This is a genomic window from Streptomyces sp. SAJ15 (assembly GCF_007595705.1).
Taxonomy (GTDB): domain Bacteria; phylum Actinomycetota; class Actinomycetes; order Streptomycetales; family Streptomycetaceae; genus Streptomyces.
In genome coordinates, this window is record NZ_NISY01000020.1 from 66,177 (window position 1) to 88,970 (window position 22,794).

The window sequence follows — 22,794 nt, forward strand, 5'->3', positions numbered from 1 at the left end:
CCACTGTCGCGGCGCTGTCGCTCCCGTGGGGGCGCGGACGATCCGCCGACCAGCGGGGTGCCAGCCGCGGCGGTGAGCATCGACCCGGAGAGGTCCGGAGCGGCCGGCGACGACCGCCGAGAGCCGACGCCGACGGGTGAGAACCGGCGCCGACCGGCGAGAGCCGGCGTCGACCGGCGAAAGCAGACGCCGACGCCGACGACGACCGGCGACGGCCGGCGCGGCCGGCGCCTCCGGGACGGGACGGGAGTCGAAATGCACCGAACGTTGATCGTGGCTCGGATGAACCCCGAGGACGTGGCCGGGGTGTCCGAGGTGTTCCGCTGGTCCGACGGCACCGAGCTGCCACACCTCATCGGCGTCCGCCGAAGGACCCTGTTCCGCTTCCACGACCTCTATCTGCACCTGGTCGAGGCGGACGGCGAGGACACCACCGAGCGGCTGTACGAGCACCGTGGGCACCCGCTGTTCCAGGAGATCCACGAGCGGCTGCTGCCCTACATCCGGCCGTACGACCCGAACTGGTCCGAGCCCCGGCACGCCATGGCCGTGCCGTTCTACCGCTGGGAGAACGAGCGTGACTGAGCGGGGCGGCAGGCGAGCCGTCATCACCGGCATGGGCGTGGTGGCGCCCGGCGGGCTCGACGTACCGGAGTTCTGGTCCTGTCTGACCGCCGGCCGCACCGCCACCCGCACCATCAGCCTCTTCGACGCGTCGCTGTTCCGCTGCCAGGTGGCGGCCGAGTGCGACTTCGACCCGGAGAGCCGCGGGCTGACCCCGCAGGAGATCCGGCGGATGGACCGCGCGGTGCAGCTCGCGGTGGTCGCCACCCGCGAGGCGCTGGCCGACAGCGGGCTGGTCACCGGGGAGCTCGCCCCGCACCGCACCGCCGTCGCCATCGGCAACGCGGTGGGCTCCACCATGCTGATGGAGAGCGAGTACACGGTCATCTCCGACGGCGGGCGCCGCTGGCTGTGCGACGAGGAGTACGGCGTACGCCACCTCTACGGCGCGGTGGTGCCGAGCACCGCCGCCGCCGAGGTGGCCTGGCTGAGCGGGGCCGAGGGGCCCGCCGCGGTCGTCTCCACCGGCTGCACCTCGGGTCTGGACGCCGTCGGGTACGCCGCCCAGCTCATCGAGGAGGGCGCCGCCGACGTGGTCATCGGCGGCGCCACCGACGCCCCCATCTCGCCGATCACCGTGGCCTGCTTCGACGCGCTGAAGGCCACCTCCACCCGCAACAAGGAGCCGGAGCGGGCCTGTCGCCCCTTCGACCTGGAGCGCGACGGGCTGGTGCTGGGCGAGGGCGCGGCGGTCTTCGTGCTGGAGGAGCGCGGCCGGGCGGCGCGCCGCGACGCGCACGTCTACTGCGAGGTGGCCGGATACGCCAACCGCGCCAACGCCTTCCACATGACCGGCCTCAAGCCCGACGGCCGGGAGCTGGCCGAGGCGATCACCCAGGCGCTGCGCTCCGCCGGCATCGCCCCGGAGGAGGTCGACTACGTCAACGCCCACGGCTCCGGGACCCGGCAGAACGACCGGCACGAGACCGCCGCCTTCAAGCGCAGCCTGGGCGACCACGCCCGCCGGGTGCCGGTCAGCTCCATCAAGTCGATGATCGGCCACTCGCTGGGCGCGATCGGCGCGATCGAGGTCGCCGCCTCCGCGCTCGCCATCGAGCACGGGGTGGTGCCGCCCACCGCCAACCTCACCACCCGCGACCCGGAGTGCGACCTGGACTACGTGCCGAACCACGCGCGGGAGCACCGCACCGATGTGGTGCTCAGCGTCGGCAGCGGCTTCGGCGGCTTCCAGACGGCGGTCGTGCTCACCTCGCCGAGGAGGCTCCGATGAGTGGCGAGACCGTGGTCACCGGGCTCGGCGTGGTGGCGCCCACCGGCACCGGCCTCGACGCCTACTGGGCCACCACGCTGGCCGGCAAGAGCGCCGTCGACCGCATCCAGCGCTTCGACCCGTCCGGCTACACCACCCAGCTCGCCGGGGAGGTGCGGGACTTCGACGAGGCCGCGGCGGCCGACCACGTGCCCGCGCGGCTGCTGGCGCAGACCGACCGGATGACCCACTTCGCCTTCGCCGCCGCCGCCATGGCGCTGGCGGACGCCGGGGCCGACCCGGCGGACTTCCCCGAGTACGAGATGGCGGTGGTGACCGCGAACTCCTCGGGCGGCGTGGAGTTCGGCCAGCGCGAGCTGGAGAAGCTGTGGAGCGGCGGCCCGCTGCGGGTCAGCGCGTACATGTCGGTGGCCTGGTTCTACGCGGCCACCACCGGCCAGCTCTCCATCCTGCACGGGATGCGCGGCCCCTGTGGGCTGATCGCCACCGAGCAGGCGGGCGGCCTGGACGCCGTCGGACACGCCCGCCGTCAGCTGCGCGGCGGCGCCCGGCTGGCGCTGACCGGCGGCACCGACGCCCCGCTCTCGCCGGCCTGCATGGTCGCCCAGTTGGCGACCGGACGGTTGAGCCGGGTCGCCGACCCGACCGCCGCCTATCTGCCGTTCGACGCGCGGGCCGGCGGTCATGTGCCCGGCGAGGGCGGCGCGATCATGGTCCTGGAGCGGCGCGAGGACGCGCTGCGGCGCGGCGTGGACCGGCTCTACGGCGAGGTGGCCGGCTACGCGGCCAGCTTCGACCCGCCGCCGGGCTCCGGCCGCGCGCCCACCCTGCGCCGGGCCGTCGAGGCCGCCCTGACCGACGCCCGGATCGGCCCGGACGAGGTGGACGCGGTCTTCGCCGACGGCGCCGGGGTCCCCGCCCTGGACCGCGCCGAGGCGGCCGCCCTGGTCGCCGTCTTCGGCCCGCGCGGGGTGCCCGTCACCGTGCCCAAGACCGCCACCGGACGCCTCTACGCCGGCGCCGCCGCGCTGGACGTGGCCACGGCCCTGCTCGCCCTCGACGACCAGGTGATCCCGCCCACCGTCCACGTCCTGGACCCGCCCGCCGGGGCGCCGCCCCTGGACCTGGTGCGCGGCGCCCCGCGCGAGACGCCGCTGCGGCACGTGCTGGTGGTGGCGCGCGGCTACGGCGGTTTCAACGCGGCCGTGGTGCTGCGCGCGCCCCGCTGAGCCCTTCTCCGCACCACCCGCGATCCGCGATCCGCGCCGCGATCCGCGATCCGTACGACGACACCGACAAGGAGCACCCATGAGTACCCCGCTCACCCTCGACCGGCTGCGTCAGATCATGCGCGCAACCCTCGGCAGCGCCGCCGACGCCCTCGACCTGGACGGCGAGATCCTGGACACGCCCTTCGCCGACCTGGAGATCGACTCGCTCGCCGTGCTGGAGATCGTCACCCAGATCCAGGACGAGTACCGGATGCGCATCCCGGACGACGCCGTCGACGCCATGAAGACGCCCCGCGCGGTGCTCGACTACGTCAACGAGCACGTCGAGGTGGGCTGAGGTGGCCGGCCACATCGACAACGCCGTCGTCATCCAGGCCCCGATGGACCTGGTGTGGGGCATGACCAACGACGTGACCTCCTGGACCGAGCTGTTCTCGGAGTACCGGAAGGTCGAGGTGGTGCACCGGGAGGGGAACACCGTCCGGTTCCGGCTGACCATGCACCCGGACGAGGACGGCAAGGAGTGGAGCTGGGTCTCCGAGCGGACCGCCGACCCCCGGACCCGCACGGTCACCGCCCGCCGGGTGGAGACCGGCCCGTTCACCCACATGGACATCCGGTGGGAGTACGAGCCGGACGGCGAGGGGGTGCGGATGCGCTGGATCCAGGACTTCGCCATGAAGCCCACCGCGCCCGTCGACGACGCCGCGGCCCAGGAGCACCTCGACCGGCAGACGCTCAAGGAGATGGCCCGGATCAAGCACCTGGTGGAGGAGGCGTCCGCCGTGCGGGACGCGGCCGGCGCCGTCTTCCGGGTGCTGCTCCGCGCGGAGATCGTGGCCGGCCTGGAGGTCGACTTCGAACAGGTCTGGAGCGAGATCGGCGCGGCCGTCACCGAACATCCGGACAACCTCGGACAGTGGCTGATGCGCAGCCGCGACGAGCCGGGCGTCTACTTCATCATCAGCGATTGGACCAACGAGGAGCGCTTCCGCGCCTTCGAACGGAGCGCGGCGCACGTCGAGCACCGCCGAAAGCTCCACCCGTTCCGCACCGGCGGCTCGATGACCGTCATGGACGTCGCCGCCGCGTTGCCCAAGCCCGTAACGGAGGAGTCGTCATGAGGGGCACCGGCAGCACCCGCGTCGTCATCTACTACCGGGTGCCTGAGGGCTCCGCCGACGCCCTGATCAGCGGCTATCACGCGTCGAGCGCCGCGCTGAAGGGCACGTCCGGGCTGCTCGGCAACGAGCTGCTGCGCAACGCCCACGACCCGCGGCGGTACGCGGTGCTGAGCGAGTGGGAGGACCTGGCCGCCTTCCAGACCTGGGAGGCCGCCAAGGACCACCGGGGGCAGACCGCGCCGGTGCGCGAGTTCGTCGACCCCGACCCGCGCCCCTTCGCCGTCTACGAAGTGGTCGCGTCCTATTCCGCGTAATCCGCACTTCGGCCTCCGCTTCGATGCTCGGCCCCAGAACCCGCGTCGCTTCTCAATCGTCCAAAGGCCGACGGAATTTCGGCCGGTACGATGGGCGGCGCGGGTCTGTGCTGTCGCATATCGACGGGGGAATCGATCATGTCTGAGCGGCCCAACCTGCGGTTCCGAGTCCTCGGTCCGCTGGAAGTAGTTGACGAAAGCAATCGTGAATTGACCCCGGGGGCACCGAAGTTACGCCAGATTCTGGCGTTGGCGCTGGTGTTTGAGAATCGAGTCGTGCAAACCCATGAATTCGTGGACGAACTCTGGGGATCACGTCCGCCGGTGACCGCGCTGGCGACCCTCCAGTCCTACATCTACAAAGTCCGTAAACAGGTGCTCGGCGAAGAGGGGCGCGCCGCCCTGCACACCAAGCCCAACGGCTATCTGCTGACCGTCCCCGACGCCGATCTCGACCTGCGCTGCTTCGAGGAGCTCGCCGCCCGCGGCAGGAGCGAGCTGGACGCCGGGGACGCCCGCCGCGCCAGCCGCTCCCTCGGCGAGGCGCTGGCCCTGTGGCGCGGCGGCCCGCTGGCCGGGGTGGAGTCCGGCGCCCTGTTGAGCGCCCAGGTCGCCCGACTCCAGGAGAGCCGGCTGCGCACCCTGGAGCTGCGCATCCAGGCCGACTTCACGCTCGGCCGCCACCACGAGCTGATCAGCGAGCTCAAGACGCTCTGCGCGGCACACCCGTTCAACGAGGGCCTGCACGCCAAGCTGATGATCGCGCTGTACCGCTCCGGGCGGCGGTACGAGGCGCTGGAGCTCTACCAGACCTTCCGCCGCGGCCTCGTGGAGGAGCTGGGCCTGGAGCCCTCGCCGCACCTGGGGCGGCTCCAGAACGCGGTGCTGTCCGGCGCGCAGACGCTGCGCGAGGACGACGCGGGGGAGCCGTCCACGGCGGTCGTCGGGTCCGACGGGCCCGCCCCGGCGGAGGGCGGCGACCCGCGCCCCGACGCCCCCGGTGCGGAACCGTCCCACGAGGAGTCCGCCTCCGAGGGCTACGAGGCGACCCCCAGCCCCGCCCAGCTGCCGCCCGACATCGGCGACTTCACCGGCCGCGCGGAGCTGCTGCGCCAGTGGGAACGGCGCTTCGCGCGGAGCCGCGAGGACTCCTGTCCGCTGCCGGTGCTGTGGCTCAGCGGCCCGCCGGGCGTCGGCAAGACCACCCTGGCCGTGCACCTCGCCCACCGGCTGCGGCACGCCTTCCCGGACGGCCAGCTCTACGCCGACCTGCGCGGCCGCAGCGCCGACCCGCCGCGCCCGCGGGAGATCCTGGCGAGCTTCCTGAGCGCGGTCGGCTCGACCCGCCACCCCCGCCCTTCGGACGACCCGGACGAGTGGGGCAAGGCGTTCCGCACCTGGTGCGCGGACCGCTCGCTGCTCCTCGTCCTCGACGACGCCGCGGACGCCGCCCAGGTGCGCCCGCTGCTGCCGGGCGGCGGCCGCTGCGCCGCCCTGGTCACCGGCGCCGGCCACGGGCTGCCCGGCGCCGAGCGGGTGCTGCTGGGCCCGCTGCCGCCGCACGAGGGCGCCGAGCTGCTCGGCAGGATCATCGGCACCCGGCGCACCGAGCGGGAGCCCACGGCCGTCGAGGAGATCGTCAGACTCTGCGGCGGCCTCCCCCTGGTGCTCCGCGCGGTCGGCATCCGCCTCGCCGCCCTGCCCAGTTGGCCCCTCCTCAAGCTCGCCCACCGCCTCGCCGACGCCCGCCGCCGCCTGGACGAGGTCAGCCTCCCCGGTATGGACCTCCGCCCCGCCTACGCGGCCGGCTTCGGCCGCCTCCGCGAGCGCGAGCGCATCGCCATCCTGCTGCTCGGCGCCGTCGGCCCCGAGGAGTTCACCTCCGACGACGCGGCCCGACTCCTCGGCCACGACGGCGCGGGCGTCGAGGGTGTGCTCGCCCCGCTGGTGGAGCAGCACCTCCTCCAGGTCCGCGGCGGGGACGGCTGGACGATCCGCTACTCGGTGCCGGAGCTGGTCCGGGCCTATATCCGCGAGCGGTTGGTGGGGGACTAGGGCTGTTCTCAGGGCGTGGAGGCGACCGGTTCGCCGTGCTCCTTCCCCTGGCCCGCGACGGTCAGTCGGCACTGGCCGTCCTCGCAGGAGCGCTCCAGGCGGCCCCTGGAAACGGTCTGCGCCAGCCCGACCATCCAGCACATCGGGCACCCCCGCAGCGCGAGCATGCCGACCGGCAGGAGTACCAGGCTGACCGGCCCGACGGCCGGGATGAGCGCGACCGAGCCGACCAGCGCGCCGAACCCCACCGCGCCGCGCACCAGGTGCCGGGGCAGGGAGGCGCTCGCGAAGTCGGGGCCGTCAGCCTTCGTTCCGGTCATCGTTCCCTCCAGGAGCTGAGTCGGGTGTGGCATGCAGCGTGTGTCGAACCGCCGCGCGGGCTCGGTGGAGACGCGACTTCATCGCCGCCGTACTGAGGCCCAGCGCGTCGGCGACCGTCCGTCCGCTGTGGCCCTGGATGTCTCGCATGATCAGCACCCGCCGCTGGTCGGGCGGCAGGGCCGCGACCGCCGCCGCCACCCTGCCCGCGTCCAGGCGTCGCAGCGCCTCGTCCTCGGCCGAGTCCACGGCGGTGTCCGGCACCGGGGAGTCGTGTCGCACCATCGTCCGTGCGCGCCGTAGACACTCGTTGCGGACGATGCGGAACATCCACGACGCCAGTGCGCCGGAGGCCCGCAGCATCCCGATCTTGCGGTACAGGATGATCAGGGCTTCCTGCGCCGCGTCCTCGGCGTCCTCCCGGGTCGCGCAGAGGGAGCGGGCGAAGCGCTGAACGTTCGGGTGTGAGCCCGACACCAACGCGGCGATCGAGTCGACGTCACCGCGCTGCGCGGCGACGATCAGCGGTTCGCTGGGCCAGGCCGAGTCAGCCACGCCCACCGCGCTTGCGCTTGAGGGCGAACACGCAGGTGCAGAGCAGCACCACGCCGACGGCGATACCGATACCGATGATCACGACAACCTCCAGATCCGTCCGACGTTCGTCGGTACGGCGATAAGAGGCACGGGCCCCGCGAAAGGATTCAGCCCGCGCCCAGATCGCGCCACCTCATGGTGCTGACCTGCCGACGGAGGTCGGGGATCGGCCCCGCCGAAGCGGCCGTTGAGCCGCTGACCTGCGCCTTCACGGCTCGGCCCGTGCCGTGGCGCCACTGGCGACGTGGGTGGCGCCATAAATGGATCGCGGTGGCGCCATCGATGTGCCATGATGGTGCCACGGGTGGCGCGCACCCCTCTGACCGAGGGGTGCGCGTTTCGGGGAGCAAGCCATCGGGGGGCACATCATGGAGACAGCACAGAGTCACGAGCCGGCGACGCCCGGCGCCTTCACGGCCTTCGCCCGCTTCGCGCTCTGCGGCGGCGGGGTGGGGATCGCCTCCAGCTTCGCCGTGACGGCCCTCGCCTCCTGGATTCCCTGGGCGCTGGCCAACGCCCTCGTCACGGTGGTCTCCACGCTCCTCGCCACCGAGCTGCACGCCCGCTTCACCTTCGGCGCGGGCGGCCGCGCGACCTGGCGCCAGCACGCGCAGTCGGCCGGGTCCGCTGCGGCCGGGTACGCGGTGACCTGCGTGGCGATGCTCGTCCTGCACCAACTGGTGGCGGCGCCCGGTGCGATGCTCGAACAGGTCGTCTACCTGACCGCCTCCGCGCTCGCCGGCGTCGCGCGGTTCGCGGTGCTGCGCCTCGTCGTCTTCGCGCGGAACCGCACGCAGGCCGCCGCCTCCGTCCGCACCGCCGCTCCCGTGTACGCCGCCGTGGCCCGTACGTCGGCCGACCCCGCGGCGCTGTGCCGCGCCGCCTGACTGTTCCGAACGAGCGCGGAGCCCACCCGGCGCCATGCGGGGTGGGCTCCGAGTGGTTCCGGCCGCCGTCGACCTCAGGCGAGGGGCGCGCCTTCCGCGAGGGCGGTGACGAACGCCTTCCAGGCGGGGGCGGCGATGACGAGGGCGGGGCCGTCAGGGTTCTTGCTGTCCCGGACGGGGACGGCGCCGGTAGCCGCGAACTCGGGGGCCCATTCGACGCACTGTCCGCCGTTGCCCGCGCTGTAGCTGGACTTCACCCATTTCGTCCTGGAGAGGTCTGGCGTGTTGGCCATGGGTGTGCCTCCAATGCGTGGCGAATGTTGCCGGGCGTCTCAGGCGCTGAGAGGCTCACCTTCCGCGATGGCGGCGATGAACGCTTTCCATGTCGGTGTGGCGAAGACTAGGGCTGGGCCGTCGGGGTTCTTGCTGTCACGAATAGGGACCCCAGTCGGGTAACTGTCCAACACCTCAACGCAGTTGTCCGGCTCGGAGCTGCTGTAGGACGACTTGCGCCAGCCGACGAGCGTGGCGGCGTCCGGAACGATGCGCTTAGGCATGATGGCAGGGTCCGAAGCGCTCGCCTTCCGCGAGGGCGGTGACGAACGCCTTCCAGGCGGGGGCGGCGATGACGAGGGCGGGGCCGTCAGGGTTCTTGCTGTCCCGGACGGGGACGGCGCCGGTAGCCGCGAACTCGGGGGCCCATTCGACGCACTCTCCGCCGTTCCCCTCGCTGTAGCTGGACTTCACCCATATCGCGCCGGAGAAGTCGCGGGTGGTGGTCATGGTCGTGCGCCTCCAAAACGTAACGGATGAGAGCTAGGGACTCGTCCCGTGACAGAGCGTCGGCGCGGAGCCGCTCATAGGCCGCGCGCGCTTCGGCCACCACTTCCGGAGTCTCGTGTACCTGCCCCCGTTGATAGGTCTCCTGGTACAGGACCTCGGTTCCGTCCTGCCGCGTCAGCACATTAAACGAACCTGCCCGCGATGGCGCGCCAGCACTGAAGGGGAAGACCTGGATGTTGATGTGCGGTGACTCCGTCGCCGCCAGCAGATGCCGGAGCTGTCCTCCAGTCACGTCGGCGCCGCCCATTCGGTACCACAGCACCGCCTCGTGAAGGATCACCCACAGTGATGGAGGCTTCGACCTTTCGAAGATCTCCCGACGTCGCAAGCGTTCGCCCACACGCTCCTGGATCTCGGTGGCCGTCTCCTCGGGGCGCGCGGACCGAAAGACGGCCTCTGCGTACTCTGGCGTCTGGAGCAAGCCCGTGACGAATGCGCTGGAGTAGTTGCAGATAGTCCGCGCCTCGCGCTCCAGCTTCAGGTACGGGATGAACCAGATCGGGTTCCTGCTGTCGGCCGCGCGCTCCCGCAGCCGCGCGTAGATGCCCGTCGTGCCGAACACCTTGTCGCACTGCTCCGCGAACTGCGGAGAGGCCAGTTGGTGCCCCGTCTCGACCTTGCTGACGTAGGGCTGCAGGCAGTACAGCTCGCTCGCGAGTCGCTGCTGTGACCACCCGCGGGATTCCCGGGCGAGTTTGATCTCCCGGCCGAACCAGGAGGCGGCGTCTTCGGGTTCCTCGTTCATGCGTTCAACTCCCCAGCATTCCGGCGAGGTTGGGAATGGCCGGAACGCTGGTCAGCGTACGCCCGCACAGCGACGCTTGCACTACACACAGTCATGACCGCACCAGAAGGTGTGGCATGAGACGCGAGGACCCCCGCGACGCGGCGAACGTCCGGGGGCGTGGCCATCAACCGCAGGAGGTTGACGACGTCATGGACCCTATCCGAACGATCTTCAAGGCGTTGTTGGGATTGCTACTTCCCGCCTCCGGGCGGCACCGCGCCAGCGGACCCCGCCACGCGTACCGGGTGGGGGTGGCGGCCCGATGAGCGAGGAGACACGCCCCGCGCACGGGCAGGACCGGCCCAGCCTCGAAGAGCTCTCCCGGCGTGGGGACGATCTGGCCGAGCGGGTCCGTAGCCACCTCGGGCCCCGGGGTGGAGCCCGCCGCGCGACGTACAGGTTCCGGGAGTACACCATCGGCCCGGACCGCCGGCCGCAGGCCGAACCGCACTCGTTCAGGATGCAGTGCGCGGCCTGCGGGGAGTTGGGAGAGCCGTACGACAGTGGCGAGGCGGGCACCGAGTGGGCCGTGGCACACCTCAAGGGGAACCCGGGGCACCTCGCCTATCGGGAGATCATCACGCGGCCGTACCGGTTCGAGCCGGGGGTGTGGCTGTGAGCATGCCGTCATCACGCTGGCGCATCGGGCGTCTGGGCACCGAAGAGGCCGAGTTCACGTTGTCGTTCCAGGTCAGCCACGTCGGGAAGCCGGTCGTGCTCACGCTCACGGTCGCCGAGACGGAGCAGCTCCACGCGGCGCTCTGCTACGCCCTGGCCGGGCAGCGGCCGCCCGACGAAGGCAACGTGCCGGAGTGCCGGTTGGAGTACCGACGGGAGGGGCCCGTCGTCCGCTGGCCGTGACGGGCCGCCGTAGGGCGACACAGACCGCCGCCCGCCCCGCGCACCACGGGGCGGGCGGCACCCGCGGGCCGCGTCGCGGGCTCAGATCCCCCCGTCCACGCAGATCGTCTGGCCGGTGAGGTAGCTCGACAGGCCGCTGGCGAGGAAGAGCGCCGCGCCGGCGATCTCGTCCGGGCGGCCGAGGCGGCCCAGGGCGGTCATGGCGCTGTAGCGGGCGGTGAGTTCGGCGCGCCGTTCGGCCGGCAGCGCCTTGGTGTCGTCGCTGTCGATCACGCCGGGGGCGATCACGTTGACCCGGATGCCGCGCGGGCCCAGCTCCTTGGCCAGCGAGCGGGTCAGCCCCTCCAGGCCCGCCTTGGCGGCGGTGTAGTGGGCGCGCAACGGGATCCCCGCGCGGGCGGCCCGCGAGCCGACGGCGATCACCGAGGCACCGGGGCCGAGCAGCGGCAGCGCCCCGCGGACCAGCAGATAGGCGGCGGTGAGGCTGGTGTCGAGGATCCGGTGCCACTCCTCGGGCTCCAACTCGGCGAACGGCACATGGCTGATCACTCCCGCGTTGTGCACCACCACGTCCAGCCCGCCGAAGCGCTCGCGTGCCTGGCCGAGCAGCCGGTCCACCTGGGTCGGGTCGGTGACGTCGGCCTGGACCAGCAGATGCTCTCCGGGGGCCTCCTTCAGCTCGGCGGCCAGCCGGTCCGCCTGCGGGCTCGGGTCGCGGTGGCAGGCGAGCACCCGCGCCCCCGCGTGGGCGAAGGCCAGTGCCAGGGCGCGGCCGATGCCGCGACTGCCCCCGCTGATCAGGACGTGCTTGCCGATGAGGTCGAGCTCCATGCTTCCCCCGTCTCGGGTGGGTTCGTACGGGCGTAGGGCCGCGGGTCGGTCAGGGCAGCTCCACCACCTGGGCCGCGTAGACCAGCCCCGAGCCGAAGCCGATGAGCAGTGCCGGGTCGCCGGAGCGGGCGGCGCCGGTGGCCAGCAGCCGCTCCATGGCCAGCGGGATGGAGGCGGCGGAGGTGTTGCCGCTGTCCGCGATGTCGCGGGCGATCGCGGTGGAGTTGGGCAGGTCGAGGTCCTTGGCGAGGGCCTCGGTGATCAGCAGGTTGGCCTGGTGCGGGATGAAGGCCGCCAGCTCCGCCACGGTGAGCCCGGCGCGGGAGACCGCCGCGCGGCCCACGTCGCCGAGGGTCTCGGTGGCCCAGCGGAACACCTTCCAGCCGGTCATGGCCAGGTACGGCCAGGGCAGCGCTGCGTCCTCGCGGCGCAGCTCCGGCACCCAGTGGCCGGTCATGGTGATGGCCTCCTGCCGGCTGCCGTCCGCGCCCCACACCGCCGGACCGATCCCCGTCGTGCCGTCCTCCGTCGCGCTGACCACGACCGCCCCGGCGCCGTCCGCGAAGAGGAACGCGGTGGCCGGGTCGTCCTGGTCGACGACGTCGGTCATCCGGTCCGCGCCGATCACCAGCACGTGTTCCGCGTCGCCCGCGCGGACGGTGGTGTCGGCGAGCGCCAGCGCGTGGCAGAAGCCGGCACAGGCCGCCGAGACGTCGAAGGCGGCCGCCCGTAGGGCGCCGAGTCGGTGCGCCACGTCGACCGCGAGCGCCGGCATCTGGGTCAGATGACTGATCGTCGCCACCATCACCGCGTCCACCCGGTCGGCCTCGATCCCGGCGGCGGCCAGCGCCTTCTCGGCGGCGGCCGTCGCCATCACGGGGAGCGGCTCGTCCGGCCCGGCGAAGCGCCGGGCGAGGATGCCGGAGCGGCTGGCGATCCACTCCTCCGAGACGCCGATCCGCTCCGCGATCGGCGCGTTGCCGACCGTACGGGCCGGGCGGTAGGCCCCCACGCCGCGGATACGGCTGCCGCGCGGGCCCGCCGGTCGCGTCAGCTGGGACATAGGGCTGCTCCCTCGGTGTGCGCCGGTGCTGTCGTGCGCCGATGCTGGCAACACCGGATCGTGGGCCGATGGCGCGCCGGACCACTCCCGGACCACTCCCGGACCAGTCGGGCCCCACCGCCACCCCAGCGCGCCGGGCACCCGAAGTCCGGTACCCAGGCGCGGAGATGGCGAGCGCCGGCGTGCGGCATCGCCCAAGCGCACGGCCGCGCACGCAGGATGAGCCCTCGTCAGGGGGCAGACGTAAGGCCCGCCCCGGGGTGCCGGGACGGGCCTTCGACGTCTGCGTGTGCCGCTACTCCGCTACTCCTCGACCAACAGCCCCTTGCGGAGCCGCACCAGGGTGCGGGACAGGAGCCGGGAGACGTGCATCTGGGAGATGCCCAACTCCTCACCGATCTCGGACTGGGTCATGTTGGCCACGAACCGCAGCGAGAGGATCGTCCGGTCGCGCGGCGCCAGATCGGCGATGAGCGGCTTGAGGGACTCGACGTACTCGATGCCCTCCAGGCCGTGGTCCTCGTAGCCGATGCGGTCGGCCAGCGCGCCCTCGGTCTCGTCCTCCTCCGGCTGGGCGTCCAGCGAGCTCGCGGTGTACGCGTTGCTCGCGGCCATGCCCTCGAGGACCTCGTCCTCGGCGATGCCGAGCCGTTCGGCCAGCTCGCTCACGGTCGGTGCGCGGTCCAGGGTCTGCGCCAGCTCGTCGCCGGCCTTGGCCAGGTCCAGCCGCAGCTCCTGGAGCCTCCTGGGCACCCGCACGGACCAACTGGTGTCCCGGAAGAACCGCTTGATCTCGCCGATGATGGTCGGCATGGCGAAGGTGGGGAACTCCACACTCCGGCTGAGCTCGAAGCGGTCGATCGCCTTGATCAGGCCGATGGTGCCGACCTGGACGATGTCCTCCATGGGCTCACTGCGGGAGCGGAACCGGGAGGCGGCGAACTTGACCAGCGCCAGGTTGAGTTCGACCAGCGTGTTGCGGACGTACGCGTATTCGTGCGTCCCCTCCTCCAGCGTCTCCAGACGGGCGAAGAGGGTCTTGGACAGGGCCCGCGCGTCCACCGGCCCGACCTCGTCGTAGGGCGGGATCTCCGGCAGGTCCAGGTCGAGGTCCGGCGAGGCGGCCTCGGACGGGACCGGAGCGGGCGGTGTAGGAGTGATGAGGGTTACAGCAGCCTCGGGTGAGGCGGTCGACGGTGCGGTCTCCCCGGGGGAATGGGTCCACGACTCGTCGAGGTGGGGTGACATGGTGTCTCCTCCATGCGTTCTCGGCATACGGCAGCCGAAGCCATTGCGTCTTCCTGCGGTGAGCGGCGCCTCCAAAGCCGGCTGGGTCGAATGTGTCCCCACTACGCCTACCGGGATTCCCCCGGCCATGGCAAGTCCGCGTTGTCCGTATATGGCGGATCATGCGCGTTGTTCCGCTACCGGACGACGTAGGGAAGGCGTAGTGTTCGATGCGCGCAATCGAAAGCAACGAGACGCCAGAAGAGGTGCGCAGATGGACCGCGGGATGGTCGGCAGCACTAGTAGGGGCCGGCTCCAGGTCGAGGTTCGGCACCACGGGGCGAGCGCGGTCGTGACACCGGCGGGTGAGCTCGATCACCACACCGCCGACCTGCTGCGGGAGCCGCTGGAGCAGTGCGTGGAGGAGGGGCGCGTACGGCTGGTCGTCGACTGCTCACGCCTTGAGTTCTGCGATTCCACCGGTCTCAACGTGCTGCTTGGGGCCCGGCTGAAGGCCGAGGCGAAGGGCGGGGGCGTCCATCTCGCCGGAATGCTGCCCGTCGTCGCGAGGGTGTTCGAGATCACGGGTGCGGACGCCGTCTTTACCGTCCATGAATCGCTGGACGCGGCGCTCGCCGAATGATCTGTGAGCCACCACACCCGTTGCCTCTGTCACATGACCCATACCGAAGTAGTGGGTGTTCTCACGCTTTGGCCGGGCAGGAGACAGCTGAATCTGTTGAAGACGTCAGATAATTTCCTTTGTCCCTGAATCGGTGCATCGTGAATCGGTGAGGTGAAGCGCTGATGAGCACCACCCGGCCGTACCCACCGGGCGAACTCGGCCCGGAGCCGGACGGCGCGGCCGCTTCGGCCACCCCACCAGCCACCCCCACCGGACAGGTCCGCCGGTTGCGGCTGACCGAGGCCAGCGGCGCGGTGCCCCGCGCCCGCGACTTCACGCGTCAGGCGCTGCGCGACTGGGGCTGGCTGCCCGCCGCCACCGCCGATCAGCGGGCGGCCGCCGAGGACGTCCTGCTGGTGGTCTCGGAGCTGGTCACCAACGCCTGCCTGCACGCGGACGGCCCCGAGGAGCTGCGTGTCAGCCACCACGGCAAGGTGCTCCGCCTGGAGGTCGTGGACCTCGGCTCAGGCACCCCCGCGCCCCGCACCCCGCACCGCGCGGGCCGGCCCGGCGGGCACGGCATGTTCATCGTGCAGCGGCTGTGCCTGGACTGGGGTGTCGTCCGGAACGCCGGCGAGGCCGGAAAGACGGTCTGGGCGGAGCTGGCCGGGCCCTCCTAGGCGCCCCGCGATCCCTTCAGGGCCTTCCCGGGGGACTCCCCCCGTCTCTTCTCGGACTTGCCCTCGCAGGGGTGCCATGGGTCTTCCCTCGTCACGGTCCCCGGCGTACCGTCAGGCTCCCATCTGATGTGCCGTCAGAAAAACTGACGGCCTGACGAGAGGGGAACCGAGGTGTCCCACTCCCCACACCGCGCGCTGGCCGCGGCGGTGGCCGGCGCGGCGGTGCTCCTCACCGCCCCGACCGCGCACGCCGCCACGGTGGACGTCGACTACCAGTGCAAGACGCCGATCGGCAACAAGGCCGCGGTCTCACCCATCGACATCAAGAGCACGCCCAGCGGTGCCGGTTACCGGCTGACCATGTCCTTCCAGAAGGGTGTCTCCTCCAGCCCCGTCGAGCTGGGCAAGGGCGCGATGAACCCGAGCGCCCTCATCAGGCTGGGCGGCGCGGAGAGCGGCACGATCACGGTCACCGGACCCGCCAACGACCGGTCGATCCCCGCCAACACCCCTATCAAGATCAGCACTTTGACGGGGACCTACACCCCGAAGAAGACCGGGAAGGTCACCTTCACCGCGTCCACCCTCACCATCAAGGCGCTGGGCACCACGACCACCTGCGAGCCAGGAAACCGCCCCAAGCCGTCGCTGACGCTGGAGGTCACGGCCAAGGACGGCTCCGGGGGGACGGGCGGCTCCGGCGGTTCGGGGGGCTCGGGCGGCTCCGACGACCAGGCCGGCTCCGGCGGCTCCCAGCGCACCCCGGGCGACGACCGGCTGCCCCAGACCGGGCCGGCCGACTCGATGCTGGCGCTCGGCACGCTGGGCGGCACGGTCCTGCTCGGCGGGGTGGCGGGGGCGCTCTGGCTGACCCGGCGCCGCCGGCCGGCCGCGCGCTGACGCCGTGTCCGCGAAGGCTGACCCGCCGCGGCCCCGGCCGGCCGGCCCGCGGCCCCCTGCGGACGGCTCGCTGCGCCCAGGGGACGGCTCGTTAGGGCCCTGTGCGGACGGCCTGGTGCCGCCCCGCGCGGAGGGCTTGTTGCGGCCTCGGGCGGACGGCCTGGTGCCGCACCGGGCGGACAGCCTGGTGCCGCCTCGCACGGAGGGCTCGCTGCGGCCTCGGGTAGACGGCTGGTTGCCGCCCTGCGCGGACGGGCTGGCGCCGCCTCGCGCGGAGGGCTCGTTGAGGCCCTGGGCGGACGGCCTGATGCCGCCTCGCGCGGAGGGCTCACCGCCGCCTCGCGCGGGTGGCCCGCGACCGCGCGGAGTCGTACGGTTCGCGGCCCTGGCGCCGCTCACCGCCCTGCTGCTGGCCGCCGGTCCGGTGGCGGGCGCGCCCCCGGCGGCCGCCGCGGCCGCACGGGGCCCGTCGGCGCCCGCCCTGGGCACCTCGGCGCCGACGCCGGGCGCCTCGGCACCAACGCCAGGCGCGGCGGCGCCCGCTCCGGGAGCGTCGGGCGACTGGACCGCCGCGCCCGCGTCCGGCGGGAGCGTGCCGGGGCGGGGCGGCGCCCGGTCGTACGTCTACCTGGAGGGCGGCCCCGGAGCCGTCCTGGAGGACGCGCTCACCCTCACCAACCACGGCGACCGGCCCCGCACGATCCGACTGCGCGTCACCGGGCCGGGGCGTGGCTCCGGCGCCGGCCCCGCCTCCGGGAGCTGGCCGGCGCTGGCCGCGCGCGAGGTGCGGCTGCCGCCGCGCACCCGCGCGGAGGTCCCGTTCACGGTGACCGTCCCGGCCGACGCGGCGCCCGGCGACCACTCCGGGGCGGTCCTCGCCTCCGCCGGCGGGCACACGACGCAGGTGCGGTTACGGCTACGGGTCGCCGGCCGGCCGCTGGCGGCGCTCAGCGTCGAGGACGTACGGGTGACGGACCGCGACGGCGGGGGAGCCGTGATCCACTACGCCGTCGTCAACCGCGGCAACACGCCGCTGACCCCCCGGCTCGCGCTGCGCGCCCGCGGCCTGTTCGGCGAACGGCTGCACCGCGCGGCCCGCGCCCTTCCGGTGACGCTGAGTCCGGGCCAGCGGGCCCGGCTGACCGAGAGCTGGCCGGACGCCCCGACGCTCGACCCGGTGGACGTCCGACTGACGGTCACCGCCCCCGGCGCCGCCCGCGCCACCGCCTCCGCCCGCTACACCCCCGTCCCCGGGGGCGTCGTGGCGCTGGGGGCGGTCGCCGCCTGCGGTCTCGCCGGCATGGCCGTCCGGTTCGCCCGCCGGCGCCGACGCCGGCTCCGCCGGCGAGCGGGAGCGGTGACATGAGGACGAGGAGACGCCGCGGACACGCGGTGCCGGCCCTCGTCGGGGTGCTGCTGGCGCTCCTGGCCACCGTGCTGGTGCCCGTCGAGCGGGCCCGCGCGGACGCCGGGCCGGTCGTGGAGGTGTCGACGGACGAGGCGGGGGTGGGCGGGGCGGTGACCGTCCGGGGGACGGGCTGGCGGCCGGGTGCGCTGCTCACGCTGCTGATCTGCGGCCAGAACATGATCGGCGGCACCAACACCTGTGCCAACGCCGAGGGCCGCGCGGTCACCGTGGGCGCCGACGGCTCCTTCTCGCGCCGGTTGCCGGTGGCCGAGCCGCCCGCACCCTGCCCCTGTGTCGTCCACGCGGCGACCGTCACCGGGAAACAGGCCAGTGCCCGGGTGGCGTTCACGGTCGCCGGACATCCGGTGAAGCCGCTGCCCCCGGAGGCCGGACGGCCCCGGCTGCGGGTGCTGGACGTGCGGCTGGACGGGTCGAGCGGGTTGCTGACCTGGTTCGGTGCCCCGGCCCGGCGCACCCTCGTGGTCACCGTCGGCAACCTCGGCACCGCCGCCGCCCGCGACCCGGTGTTCCAACTGGGCACCTCACACGGCGTCTTCGCGCCCGAGTGGGAGGAGCGGCGTTGGCGCGGCACCATCCCGGCGGGCCGGAAGGCGCAGGTCAGGCTGAGTGTGGAGCTTTCGGCGGGGGCGCACGGCGACTATCTGGTGTCACTGCGCCACGGGCGGCGGCTGCTGGCTGAACAGCCCTGGACGGTGGGCCGCCCCTGGGGCGTGACGCTCTTCTGGATCCTGCTGGGCTGCGTCGTCCCGGTCGCCGTCTTCCGTGCCGGGATGGCCGTCGTGGATCGCCTCCGGCCGCCCGCCGTCGCCCGCGCCCCCGACGAGGCAGTCGAGGGCGGCGCGGCGGCCCTGCCCTGGTTCGTCCCGGAACCGGCCCCGCACGCCGAGCCGGGGGACGACGAGCCTCGGGTCACCGAGCCGCGCGCCGCCGGGTCCGGGCACGCATCCGCACCGTCCGACGACCGACCGACCCCGAAGGGAACCACGTGAGTCACGTGAGCAGGGAACGGAGTGCGCTTACGGAACGGAGGACGGGCGCGGCGGCCGTCGCGCTGCTCGTGGGCGGCGCGAGCGTGCTGCTGGGCACGGCCCCCGCACGGGCGGCGGAGGTGTCGTACCAGACCGAGTGCCTCCCGCCGCCGATCTCCGGGCTGCCCCCGGTCCAGGGCACCACGACGGCCGACGTCCGGGCCCCGGCCACCGCCAAGGTCGGCGACGAGGTGGAGGTGGTGTGGAAGACGGTGACGGCCGCCTCGAAGAACCCCGACATCCTCGATCTGGACAAGGACACCGTGCTGCCGACCGGCAAGATCACGGTGGGCGGCGCGCAGAGCGGCGAACTGGCCGTGGAGGGGACCCGGCAGAACCCGCCGATCCCCAAGAACGGCGCGATGGTCCTCTCCGACATGAAGGCCAGGCTGAAGCTGACGGCGGCGGGCGAGGTGACGCTCACGCCGGGCTTCTACAACATCAACGTCAACAAGCCGATCTCCACGGACACCAGGTGCTCGGCGAAGGAGGCGGTGCGGCCGGCCGCCACGATCAGGGTGACGGACGGGGGAGGGGGCACCGGCGGTAGCTCGGGTGGCTCCTCCGGCGGCTCCTCCGGTGGCTCCTCCGGCGGCTCCTCGGGCGGGTCCTCCGGCGGTAGCTCGGGTGGCTCGTCCGGCGGTTCCTCAGGTGGCTCGTCCGGCGGCGGCTCCGGCGGGTCCACGAGTGGCGGCGGCGACTCCGGCGGCTCGACGAGCGGCGGCTCCAGCGGCGGGTCGACCGGTGGCTCCTCCGGCGGCTCCACGGGCGGCGGCCAGGATCCCGGCGGCTCGCAGACCGGCAAGGTGATCCAGGTCGACTACGCCTGCAAGACCCCGATCGGCGACAAGCGGGCGATCTCCCCGGTCCGCATCGACGCCAAGAAGAACGGCGGCGCCTTCGACCTCACCGTGAACTTCGCCAAGTCCGTCATGGACAGCCCGGTGGACATCCCGGCCGGCGCCGTGCAGCCCTCGATGGCCGTCGTGGTCGGCGGCGCGGACAAGGGCACGGTCGCGGTGGCGGGCCCGCCGAACAAGGACCCGATCAAGGCCGGTGAGCCGATCGCGATCCCCGATCTGACCGGACCGTACAAGCCCGGTGCCAGCGGCAAGGCGACGCTGACCCCGGGCGTGCTGACGATCAAGGCGCTCGGCACCACCACGACCTGCACCCCGGCCAAGCCGCCGGGCGTCTCGCTGGAGCTGGACACCACGGCCCAGCCGGGCGGCACCACCGGCGGCAGCTCCGGCGGCGGTAGCTCCGGCGGCACCGGCGGCGGCACCGCGGGCGGCGGCACCGGCGGTGGCACGGCCGGTGGGGCGTCCGGGAGCGGCGCCGCCGGCGGGCTCGCCGACACCGGCGCCGGCGACCACGGCGGCCTCAAGGCGCTCGGCCTGATCGCCGGCACCACCATCCTGCTCGGCGCCGCCGTGTTCACCTTCACGCCCTGGCGGCGGCTGCGCGGCCGAGGCTGACCGTAGCCCCCGGCCGTATCCGTACCGCCGGAGACAGGCGCCGGACAGAGGCGAGGGAAACGCGAGGGGCCCGGCGCGATCACTCGCGCCGGGCCCCTCGACCCAGGGGTCACATCACTTGACGTCGCCCATGAGCTCGATGATCTTCCTGCGGTACATCCACACCGCGAAGCCGGCCAGCACCGCCAGCGCCGCCTCCGCCGCGACGACGCCCGTGCTGCTCAGGTCGACGTGCGCGATGCCGAGCAGACCCGTGGTGCAGTCACCCGCGGTGACGGCGAGGAACCAGACACCCATCATCTGGCTGGAGTACTTCTGCGGCGCCATCTTCGTGGTCACCGAGAGGCCGACCGGGGAGAGGCACAGCTCACCCATGGTCTGGATCATGTAGATCGAGATCAGCCACAGCGGGGTCACCTTGTCGCCGTCCGACGCCATCAGCATGGGGATGACGAAGACGAAGAACGAGGCACCGATGGCGAGCAGGGCCATGGCGAACTTGACCGTGGTGTTGGGCTCGCGGTTGCGGCGGGCCAGCGCCAGCCACATCCAGGCGAAGACCGGGGCCAGCGCCATCACCCAGAGCGGGTTGACCGACTGGAACCACGTCGACGGGAAGTGGATGCCGAAGACGTTGTCGGAGGTCTCGCCGTCGGCGAAGGCGGCCATGGTCGAGCCACCCTGGTCGTAGATCATCCAGAAGATGGCCGCCGCCACGAAGAACCAGATGTAGCCGCTGACCTTGCTCTGCTCGACGTCGGTCAGCTCGCGGTCCCGCTTGATGCGGAACAGCACCGCGGCCGGAATGATCAGACCCGCGACGGTGATCGGGATCAGCGCCCAGTTCAGGTGCCAGTTGCCGGTGACGCCGACCGTGGTGTAGACCACAGCGGCGACGCCCAGCCAGATCAGGCCCTTGCGCAGCCACGTCGCGCGCTCCTCGGCCGGCAGCGGGTTGGCGACCAGGCTGCTCTTCGGGTCGAGGTGGCGCGAGCCGATCAGGAACTGGGCCAGACCCAGCGCCATGCCGAGCGCGGCGAGCGCGAAGCCCAGGTGCCAGTTGACCTTCTGGCCGACGGTGCCGATCACCAGCGGGGCGGCGAAGGCACCGATGTTGATGCCCATGTAGAAGATCGTGAAGCCGCCGTCACGGCGCGGGTCCTGCGGACCCTCGTAGAGCTGGCCGACCATCGTGGAGATGTTGGCCTTCAGCAGACCGGAGCCGATGGCGACCAGCGCCAGGCCGGCGAAGAACGACGCCTCGCCGGGGAGGGCGAGGGTCAGGTGGCCCACCATGATCACGGAGGCCGCGATGGCGACCGTCTTGCGCGGGCCCCAGACCCGGTCGCCGAACCAGCCGCCGGGCATGGCGAGCAGGTACACCATGGCCACGTAGACCGAGTAGATGGCGATGGCGTTGCCCTCGGGCATCGCCAGACCGCCGCCCTGGCTGCCTTCCTTGGCGTCCGGGCCGCCGGCCAGCAGATAGAGCACGAGCAGTGCGCGCATGCCGTAGTAGGAGAAGCGCTCCCACATCTCGGTCATGAACAGAGTGGCCAGTCCGCGGGGGTGGCCGAAGAAGGTCTTGGTGCCGGACGGCGGATTGCCCCGTCCCGCGCCGTCCTTCGTCAGGCTGGACGCCATCGTGATTCCTTTGGTCGTATCCCTCTGCTCGGAACTGGTTGAGCGTGGGCCAGCCCGGGCATAAAAGAGACCCTCGGCGCGTCGCGCGAGCCAAGGGCCGTGGGCGGTGCTACAGACGTCCCGTCACGATACGCCACACACCGGGCATCGCGGCGGCGCTTGAGAGAAAGATCACGGGGCTCCGGCGCAACTTTTCCGCCCCCGTTCGGCAACGGCCCGGCCGTCCCGTCGGCCCCGAGGGACCTCCCCGGGGCAGCCCGCGAGCGCACGTCAGCGGACTACCATCACCCCATGACCCGAGTACTGCTCGCCGAGGATGACGCGTCCATCTCGGAGCCGCTCGCGCGCGCCCTGCGCCGCGAGGGATACGAGGTCGAGGTGCGGGAGGACGGACCCACAGCGCTCGACGCCGGGCTGCAAGGGGGTGTCGATCTCCTCGTCCTCGATCTGGGTCTGCCGGGCATGGACGGCCTGGAGGTCTGCCGCCGGCTGCGCACCGAGGGCCACACCTTCCCCGTTCTGGTACTCACGGCTCGCGCCGACGAGGTTGACACCGTTGTCGGCCTCGACGCGGGCGCCGACGACTACGTCACCAAGCCCTTCAGGCTGGCCGAGCTGCTGGCGCGGGTGCGGGCCCTGCTGCGGCGCGGCGCGGTCGATAACCCGCACCAGCCGCCGGCCACCCACGGCGTGCGGATCGACGTGGAGTCGCACCGCGCCTGGATGGGCGACGAGGAGCTGCAGCTCACCGCCAAGGAGTTCGACCTGCTGCGGGTGCTGGTGCGGGACGCGGGCCGGGTGGTCACCCGCGACCAGCTGATGCGCGAGGTCTGGGACACCACCTGGTGGTCCTCGACCAAGACGCTCGACATGCACATCTCGTGGCTGCGCAAGAAGCTCGGCGACGACGCCGCCAACCCGCGCTACATCGCCACCGTGCGGGGCGTCGGCTTCCGGTTCGAGAAGAGTTGAGACTTCCGGTTCCAGAGGCGGTTCCGGAAGAGTCGAGAGAAGCC

26 protein-coding genes and 2 pseudogenes are annotated in these 22,794 nt (G+C 72.6%); 18 read left to right on the top strand and 10 right to left on the bottom strand.

The features are described from left to right. Positions 1–255: 255 nt before the first annotated feature. From CD790_RS31715 to CD790_RS31745, 8 genes and pseudogenes are all read left to right on the top strand, one after another. On the top strand, positions 256–585 hold the full coding sequence (locus CD790_RS31715) for a TcmI family type II polyketide cyclase (RefSeq protein ID WP_144386836.1): 330 nt from the start codon (positions 256–258) through the stop codon (positions 583–585). Beyond that, a complete protein-coding gene (locus tag CD790_RS31720; protein ID WP_260868042.1) occupies positions 578–1,855 on the top strand; it encodes a beta-ketoacyl synthase in 1,278 nt (425 codons plus the stop codon). The genes CD790_RS31715 and CD790_RS31720 overlap by 8 nt, the downstream gene beginning before the upstream one ends. Then, complete coding sequence (locus CD790_RS31725) at positions 1,852–3,084, top strand: ketosynthase chain-length factor (protein ID WP_144386837.1); 1,233 nt, start codon at positions 1,852–1,854, stop codon at positions 3,082–3,084. The genes CD790_RS31720 and CD790_RS31725 overlap by 4 nt, the downstream gene beginning before the upstream one ends. Positions 3,085–3,163: 79 nt before the next feature. Then, a complete protein-coding gene (locus CD790_RS31730; protein ID WP_144386838.1) occupies positions 3,164–3,424 on the top strand; it encodes an acyl carrier protein in 261 nt (86 codons plus the stop codon). A gap of 1 nt (position 3,425) precedes the next feature. Next, a pseudogene (locus tag CD790_RS36425) lies at positions 3,426–3,896 on the top strand (SRPBCC family protein); the annotation flags it as partial. A gap of 6 nt (positions 3,897–3,902) precedes the next feature. Next, positions 3,903–4,211: an antibiotic biosynthesis monooxygenase gene (locus CD790_RS36430; RefSeq protein WP_260868046.1), complete on the top strand. Its 309-nt coding sequence runs from the start codon at positions 3,903–3,905 to the stop codon at positions 4,209–4,211. Further along, positions 4,208–4,525: an antibiotic biosynthesis monooxygenase gene (locus tag CD790_RS31740; RefSeq protein ID WP_144386840.1), complete on the top strand. Its 318-nt coding sequence runs from the start codon at positions 4,208–4,210 to the stop codon at positions 4,523–4,525. The genes CD790_RS36430 and CD790_RS31740 overlap by 4 nt, the downstream gene beginning before the upstream one ends. Before the next feature lie 276 nt (positions 4,526–4,801). Then, positions 4,802–6,580, top strand: a complete 1,779-nt coding sequence (locus CD790_RS31745; protein ID WP_186319346.1) for a BTAD domain-containing putative transcriptional regulator — start codon at positions 4,802–4,804, stop codon at positions 6,578–6,580. Positions 6,581–6,588: 8 nt separating this feature from the next. On the opposite strand, the gene CD790_RS31750 is transcribed toward CD790_RS31745, so the two are convergent. Together CD790_RS31750 and CD790_RS31755 are read right to left on the bottom strand one after the other, a co-directional pair. Continuing rightward, positions 6,589–6,900, bottom strand: coding sequence for a hypothetical protein (locus tag CD790_RS31750; RefSeq protein ID WP_144386842.1), 312 nt, complete (start codon positions 6,898–6,900; stop codon positions 6,589–6,591). Continuing rightward, entirely contained in the window at positions 6,881–7,453 is a 573-nt protein-coding gene (locus CD790_RS31755; RefSeq protein WP_144386843.1) for an RNA polymerase sigma factor, read from the bottom strand. The genes CD790_RS31750 and CD790_RS31755 overlap by 20 nt, the downstream gene beginning before the upstream one ends. A gap of 410 nt (positions 7,454–7,863) precedes the next feature. On the opposite strand from CD790_RS31755, the gene CD790_RS31760 reads away from it, so the two are divergent. Then, positions 7,864–8,382 carry a GtrA family protein gene (locus CD790_RS31760; protein ID WP_144386844.1) on the top strand — a complete coding sequence of 173 codons (519 nt, stop codon included), beginning with the start codon at positions 7,864–7,866 and terminating at the stop codon, positions 8,380–8,382. A 74-nt stretch (positions 8,383–8,456) separates the two neighbouring features. Here the strand turns inward: CD790_RS31760 and CD790_RS31765 are convergent, their stop codons facing one another. From CD790_RS31765 to CD790_RS31780, 4 genes and pseudogenes are all read right to left on the bottom strand, one after another. Further along, entirely contained in the window at positions 8,457–8,675 is a 219-nt protein-coding gene (locus tag CD790_RS31765; protein WP_144386845.1) for a DUF397 domain-containing protein, read from the bottom strand. A 39-nt stretch (positions 8,676–8,714) separates the two neighbouring features. After that, positions 8,715–8,939, bottom strand: coding sequence for a DUF397 domain-containing protein (locus CD790_RS31770; protein WP_144386846.1), 225 nt, complete (start codon positions 8,937–8,939; stop codon positions 8,715–8,717). Then, positions 8,932–9,072: pseudogene (locus tag CD790_RS37045) on the bottom strand (DUF397 domain-containing protein); the annotation flags it as partial. The gene CD790_RS31770 and the pseudogene CD790_RS37045, both read right to left, overlap by 8 nt. Then, positions 9,026–9,970 (bottom strand): helix-turn-helix transcriptional regulator, encoded by a 945-nt coding sequence (locus tag CD790_RS31780; protein ID WP_144386848.1) that lies wholly within the window; start codon positions 9,968–9,970, stop codon positions 9,026–9,028. The pseudogene CD790_RS37045 and the gene CD790_RS31780, both read right to left, overlap by 47 nt. Before the next feature lie 304 nt (positions 9,971–10,274). On the opposite strand from CD790_RS31780, the gene CD790_RS36705 reads away from it, so the two are divergent. Both CD790_RS36705 and CD790_RS31790 read left to right on the top strand, forming a co-directional pair. Next, entirely contained in the window at positions 10,275–10,631 is a 357-nt protein-coding gene (locus CD790_RS36705) for a hypothetical protein (RefSeq protein ID WP_313956560.1), read from the top strand. Continuing rightward, the gene (locus CD790_RS31790; protein WP_186319364.1) at positions 10,628–10,873 is read left to right on the top strand and encodes a hypothetical protein; all 246 of its coding nucleotides are present in this window, start codon (positions 10,628–10,630) and stop codon (positions 10,871–10,873) included. Before CD790_RS36705 ends, CD790_RS31790 begins: the two co-directional genes overlap by 4 nt. Before the next feature lie 81 nt (positions 10,874–10,954). On the opposite strand, the gene CD790_RS31795 is transcribed toward CD790_RS31790, so the two are convergent. The 3 genes from CD790_RS31795 to CD790_RS31805 all read right to left on the bottom strand — a co-directional run bounded on the left by CD790_RS31795 (position 10,955) and on the right by CD790_RS31805 (position 14,015). Next, positions 10,955–11,704 carry an SDR family NAD(P)-dependent oxidoreductase gene (locus CD790_RS31795; protein ID WP_144386850.1) on the bottom strand — a complete coding sequence of 250 codons (750 nt, stop codon included), beginning with the start codon at positions 11,702–11,704 and terminating at the stop codon, positions 10,955–10,957. 49 nt (positions 11,705–11,753) lie between these two features. Beyond that, positions 11,754–12,767, bottom strand: coding sequence for a beta-ketoacyl-ACP synthase 3 (locus CD790_RS31800; protein WP_144386851.1), 1,014 nt, complete (start codon positions 12,765–12,767; stop codon positions 11,754–11,756). Positions 12,768–13,070: 303 nt separating this feature from the next. After that, entirely contained in the window at positions 13,071–14,015 is a 945-nt protein-coding gene (locus CD790_RS31805; RefSeq protein ID WP_186319348.1) for an RNA polymerase sigma factor SigF, read from the bottom strand. 253 nt (positions 14,016–14,268) lie between these two features. Between CD790_RS31805 and CD790_RS31810 the strand changes: the two genes are divergently transcribed. The 6 genes from CD790_RS31810 to CD790_RS31835 all read left to right on the top strand — a co-directional run bounded on the left by CD790_RS31810 (position 14,269) and on the right by CD790_RS31835 (position 20,134). Continuing rightward, positions 14,269–14,637, top strand: a complete 369-nt coding sequence (locus tag CD790_RS31810) for an STAS domain-containing protein (protein WP_144386853.1) — start codon at positions 14,269–14,271, stop codon at positions 14,635–14,637. A 164-nt stretch (positions 14,638–14,801) separates the two neighbouring features. Next, positions 14,802–15,299 (top strand): ATP-binding protein, encoded by a 498-nt coding sequence (locus CD790_RS31815; protein WP_144386854.1) that lies wholly within the window; start codon positions 14,802–14,804, stop codon positions 15,297–15,299. 171 nt (positions 15,300–15,470) lie between these two features. Next, positions 15,471–16,199, top strand: coding sequence for an LPXTG cell wall anchor domain-containing protein (locus tag CD790_RS31820; RefSeq protein WP_144386855.1), 729 nt, complete (start codon positions 15,471–15,473; stop codon positions 16,197–16,199). Between the two features lie 307 nt (positions 16,200–16,506). Beyond that, positions 16,507–17,565 carry a hypothetical protein gene (locus tag CD790_RS31825; protein WP_144386856.1) on the top strand — a complete coding sequence of 353 codons (1,059 nt, stop codon included), beginning with the start codon at positions 16,507–16,509 and terminating at the stop codon, positions 17,563–17,565. Beyond that, complete coding sequence (locus tag CD790_RS31830; protein WP_260868043.1) at positions 17,562–18,617, top strand: neocarzinostatin apoprotein domain-containing protein; 1,056 nt, start codon at positions 17,562–17,564, stop codon at positions 18,615–18,617. Before CD790_RS31825 ends, CD790_RS31830 begins: the two co-directional genes overlap by 4 nt. Before the next feature lie 5 nt (positions 18,618–18,622). Continuing rightward, on the top strand, positions 18,623–20,134 hold the full coding sequence (locus tag CD790_RS31835; RefSeq protein WP_144386903.1) for a hypothetical protein: 1,512 nt from the start codon (positions 18,623–18,625) through the stop codon (positions 20,132–20,134). 114 nt (positions 20,135–20,248) lie between these two features. Here CD790_RS31835 and CD790_RS31840 read toward each other — a convergent pair whose 3' ends face one another. Further along, a complete protein-coding gene (locus CD790_RS31840) occupies positions 20,249–21,778 on the bottom strand; it encodes a peptide MFS transporter (RefSeq protein WP_144386857.1) in 1,530 nt (509 codons plus the stop codon). 291 nt (positions 21,779–22,069) lie between these two features. Between CD790_RS31840 and CD790_RS31845 the strand changes: the two genes are divergently transcribed. Beyond that, complete coding sequence (locus CD790_RS31845) at positions 22,070–22,750, top strand: response regulator transcription factor (protein WP_144386858.1); 681 nt, start codon at positions 22,070–22,072, stop codon at positions 22,748–22,750. Positions 22,751–22,794: the final 44 nt, after the last annotated feature.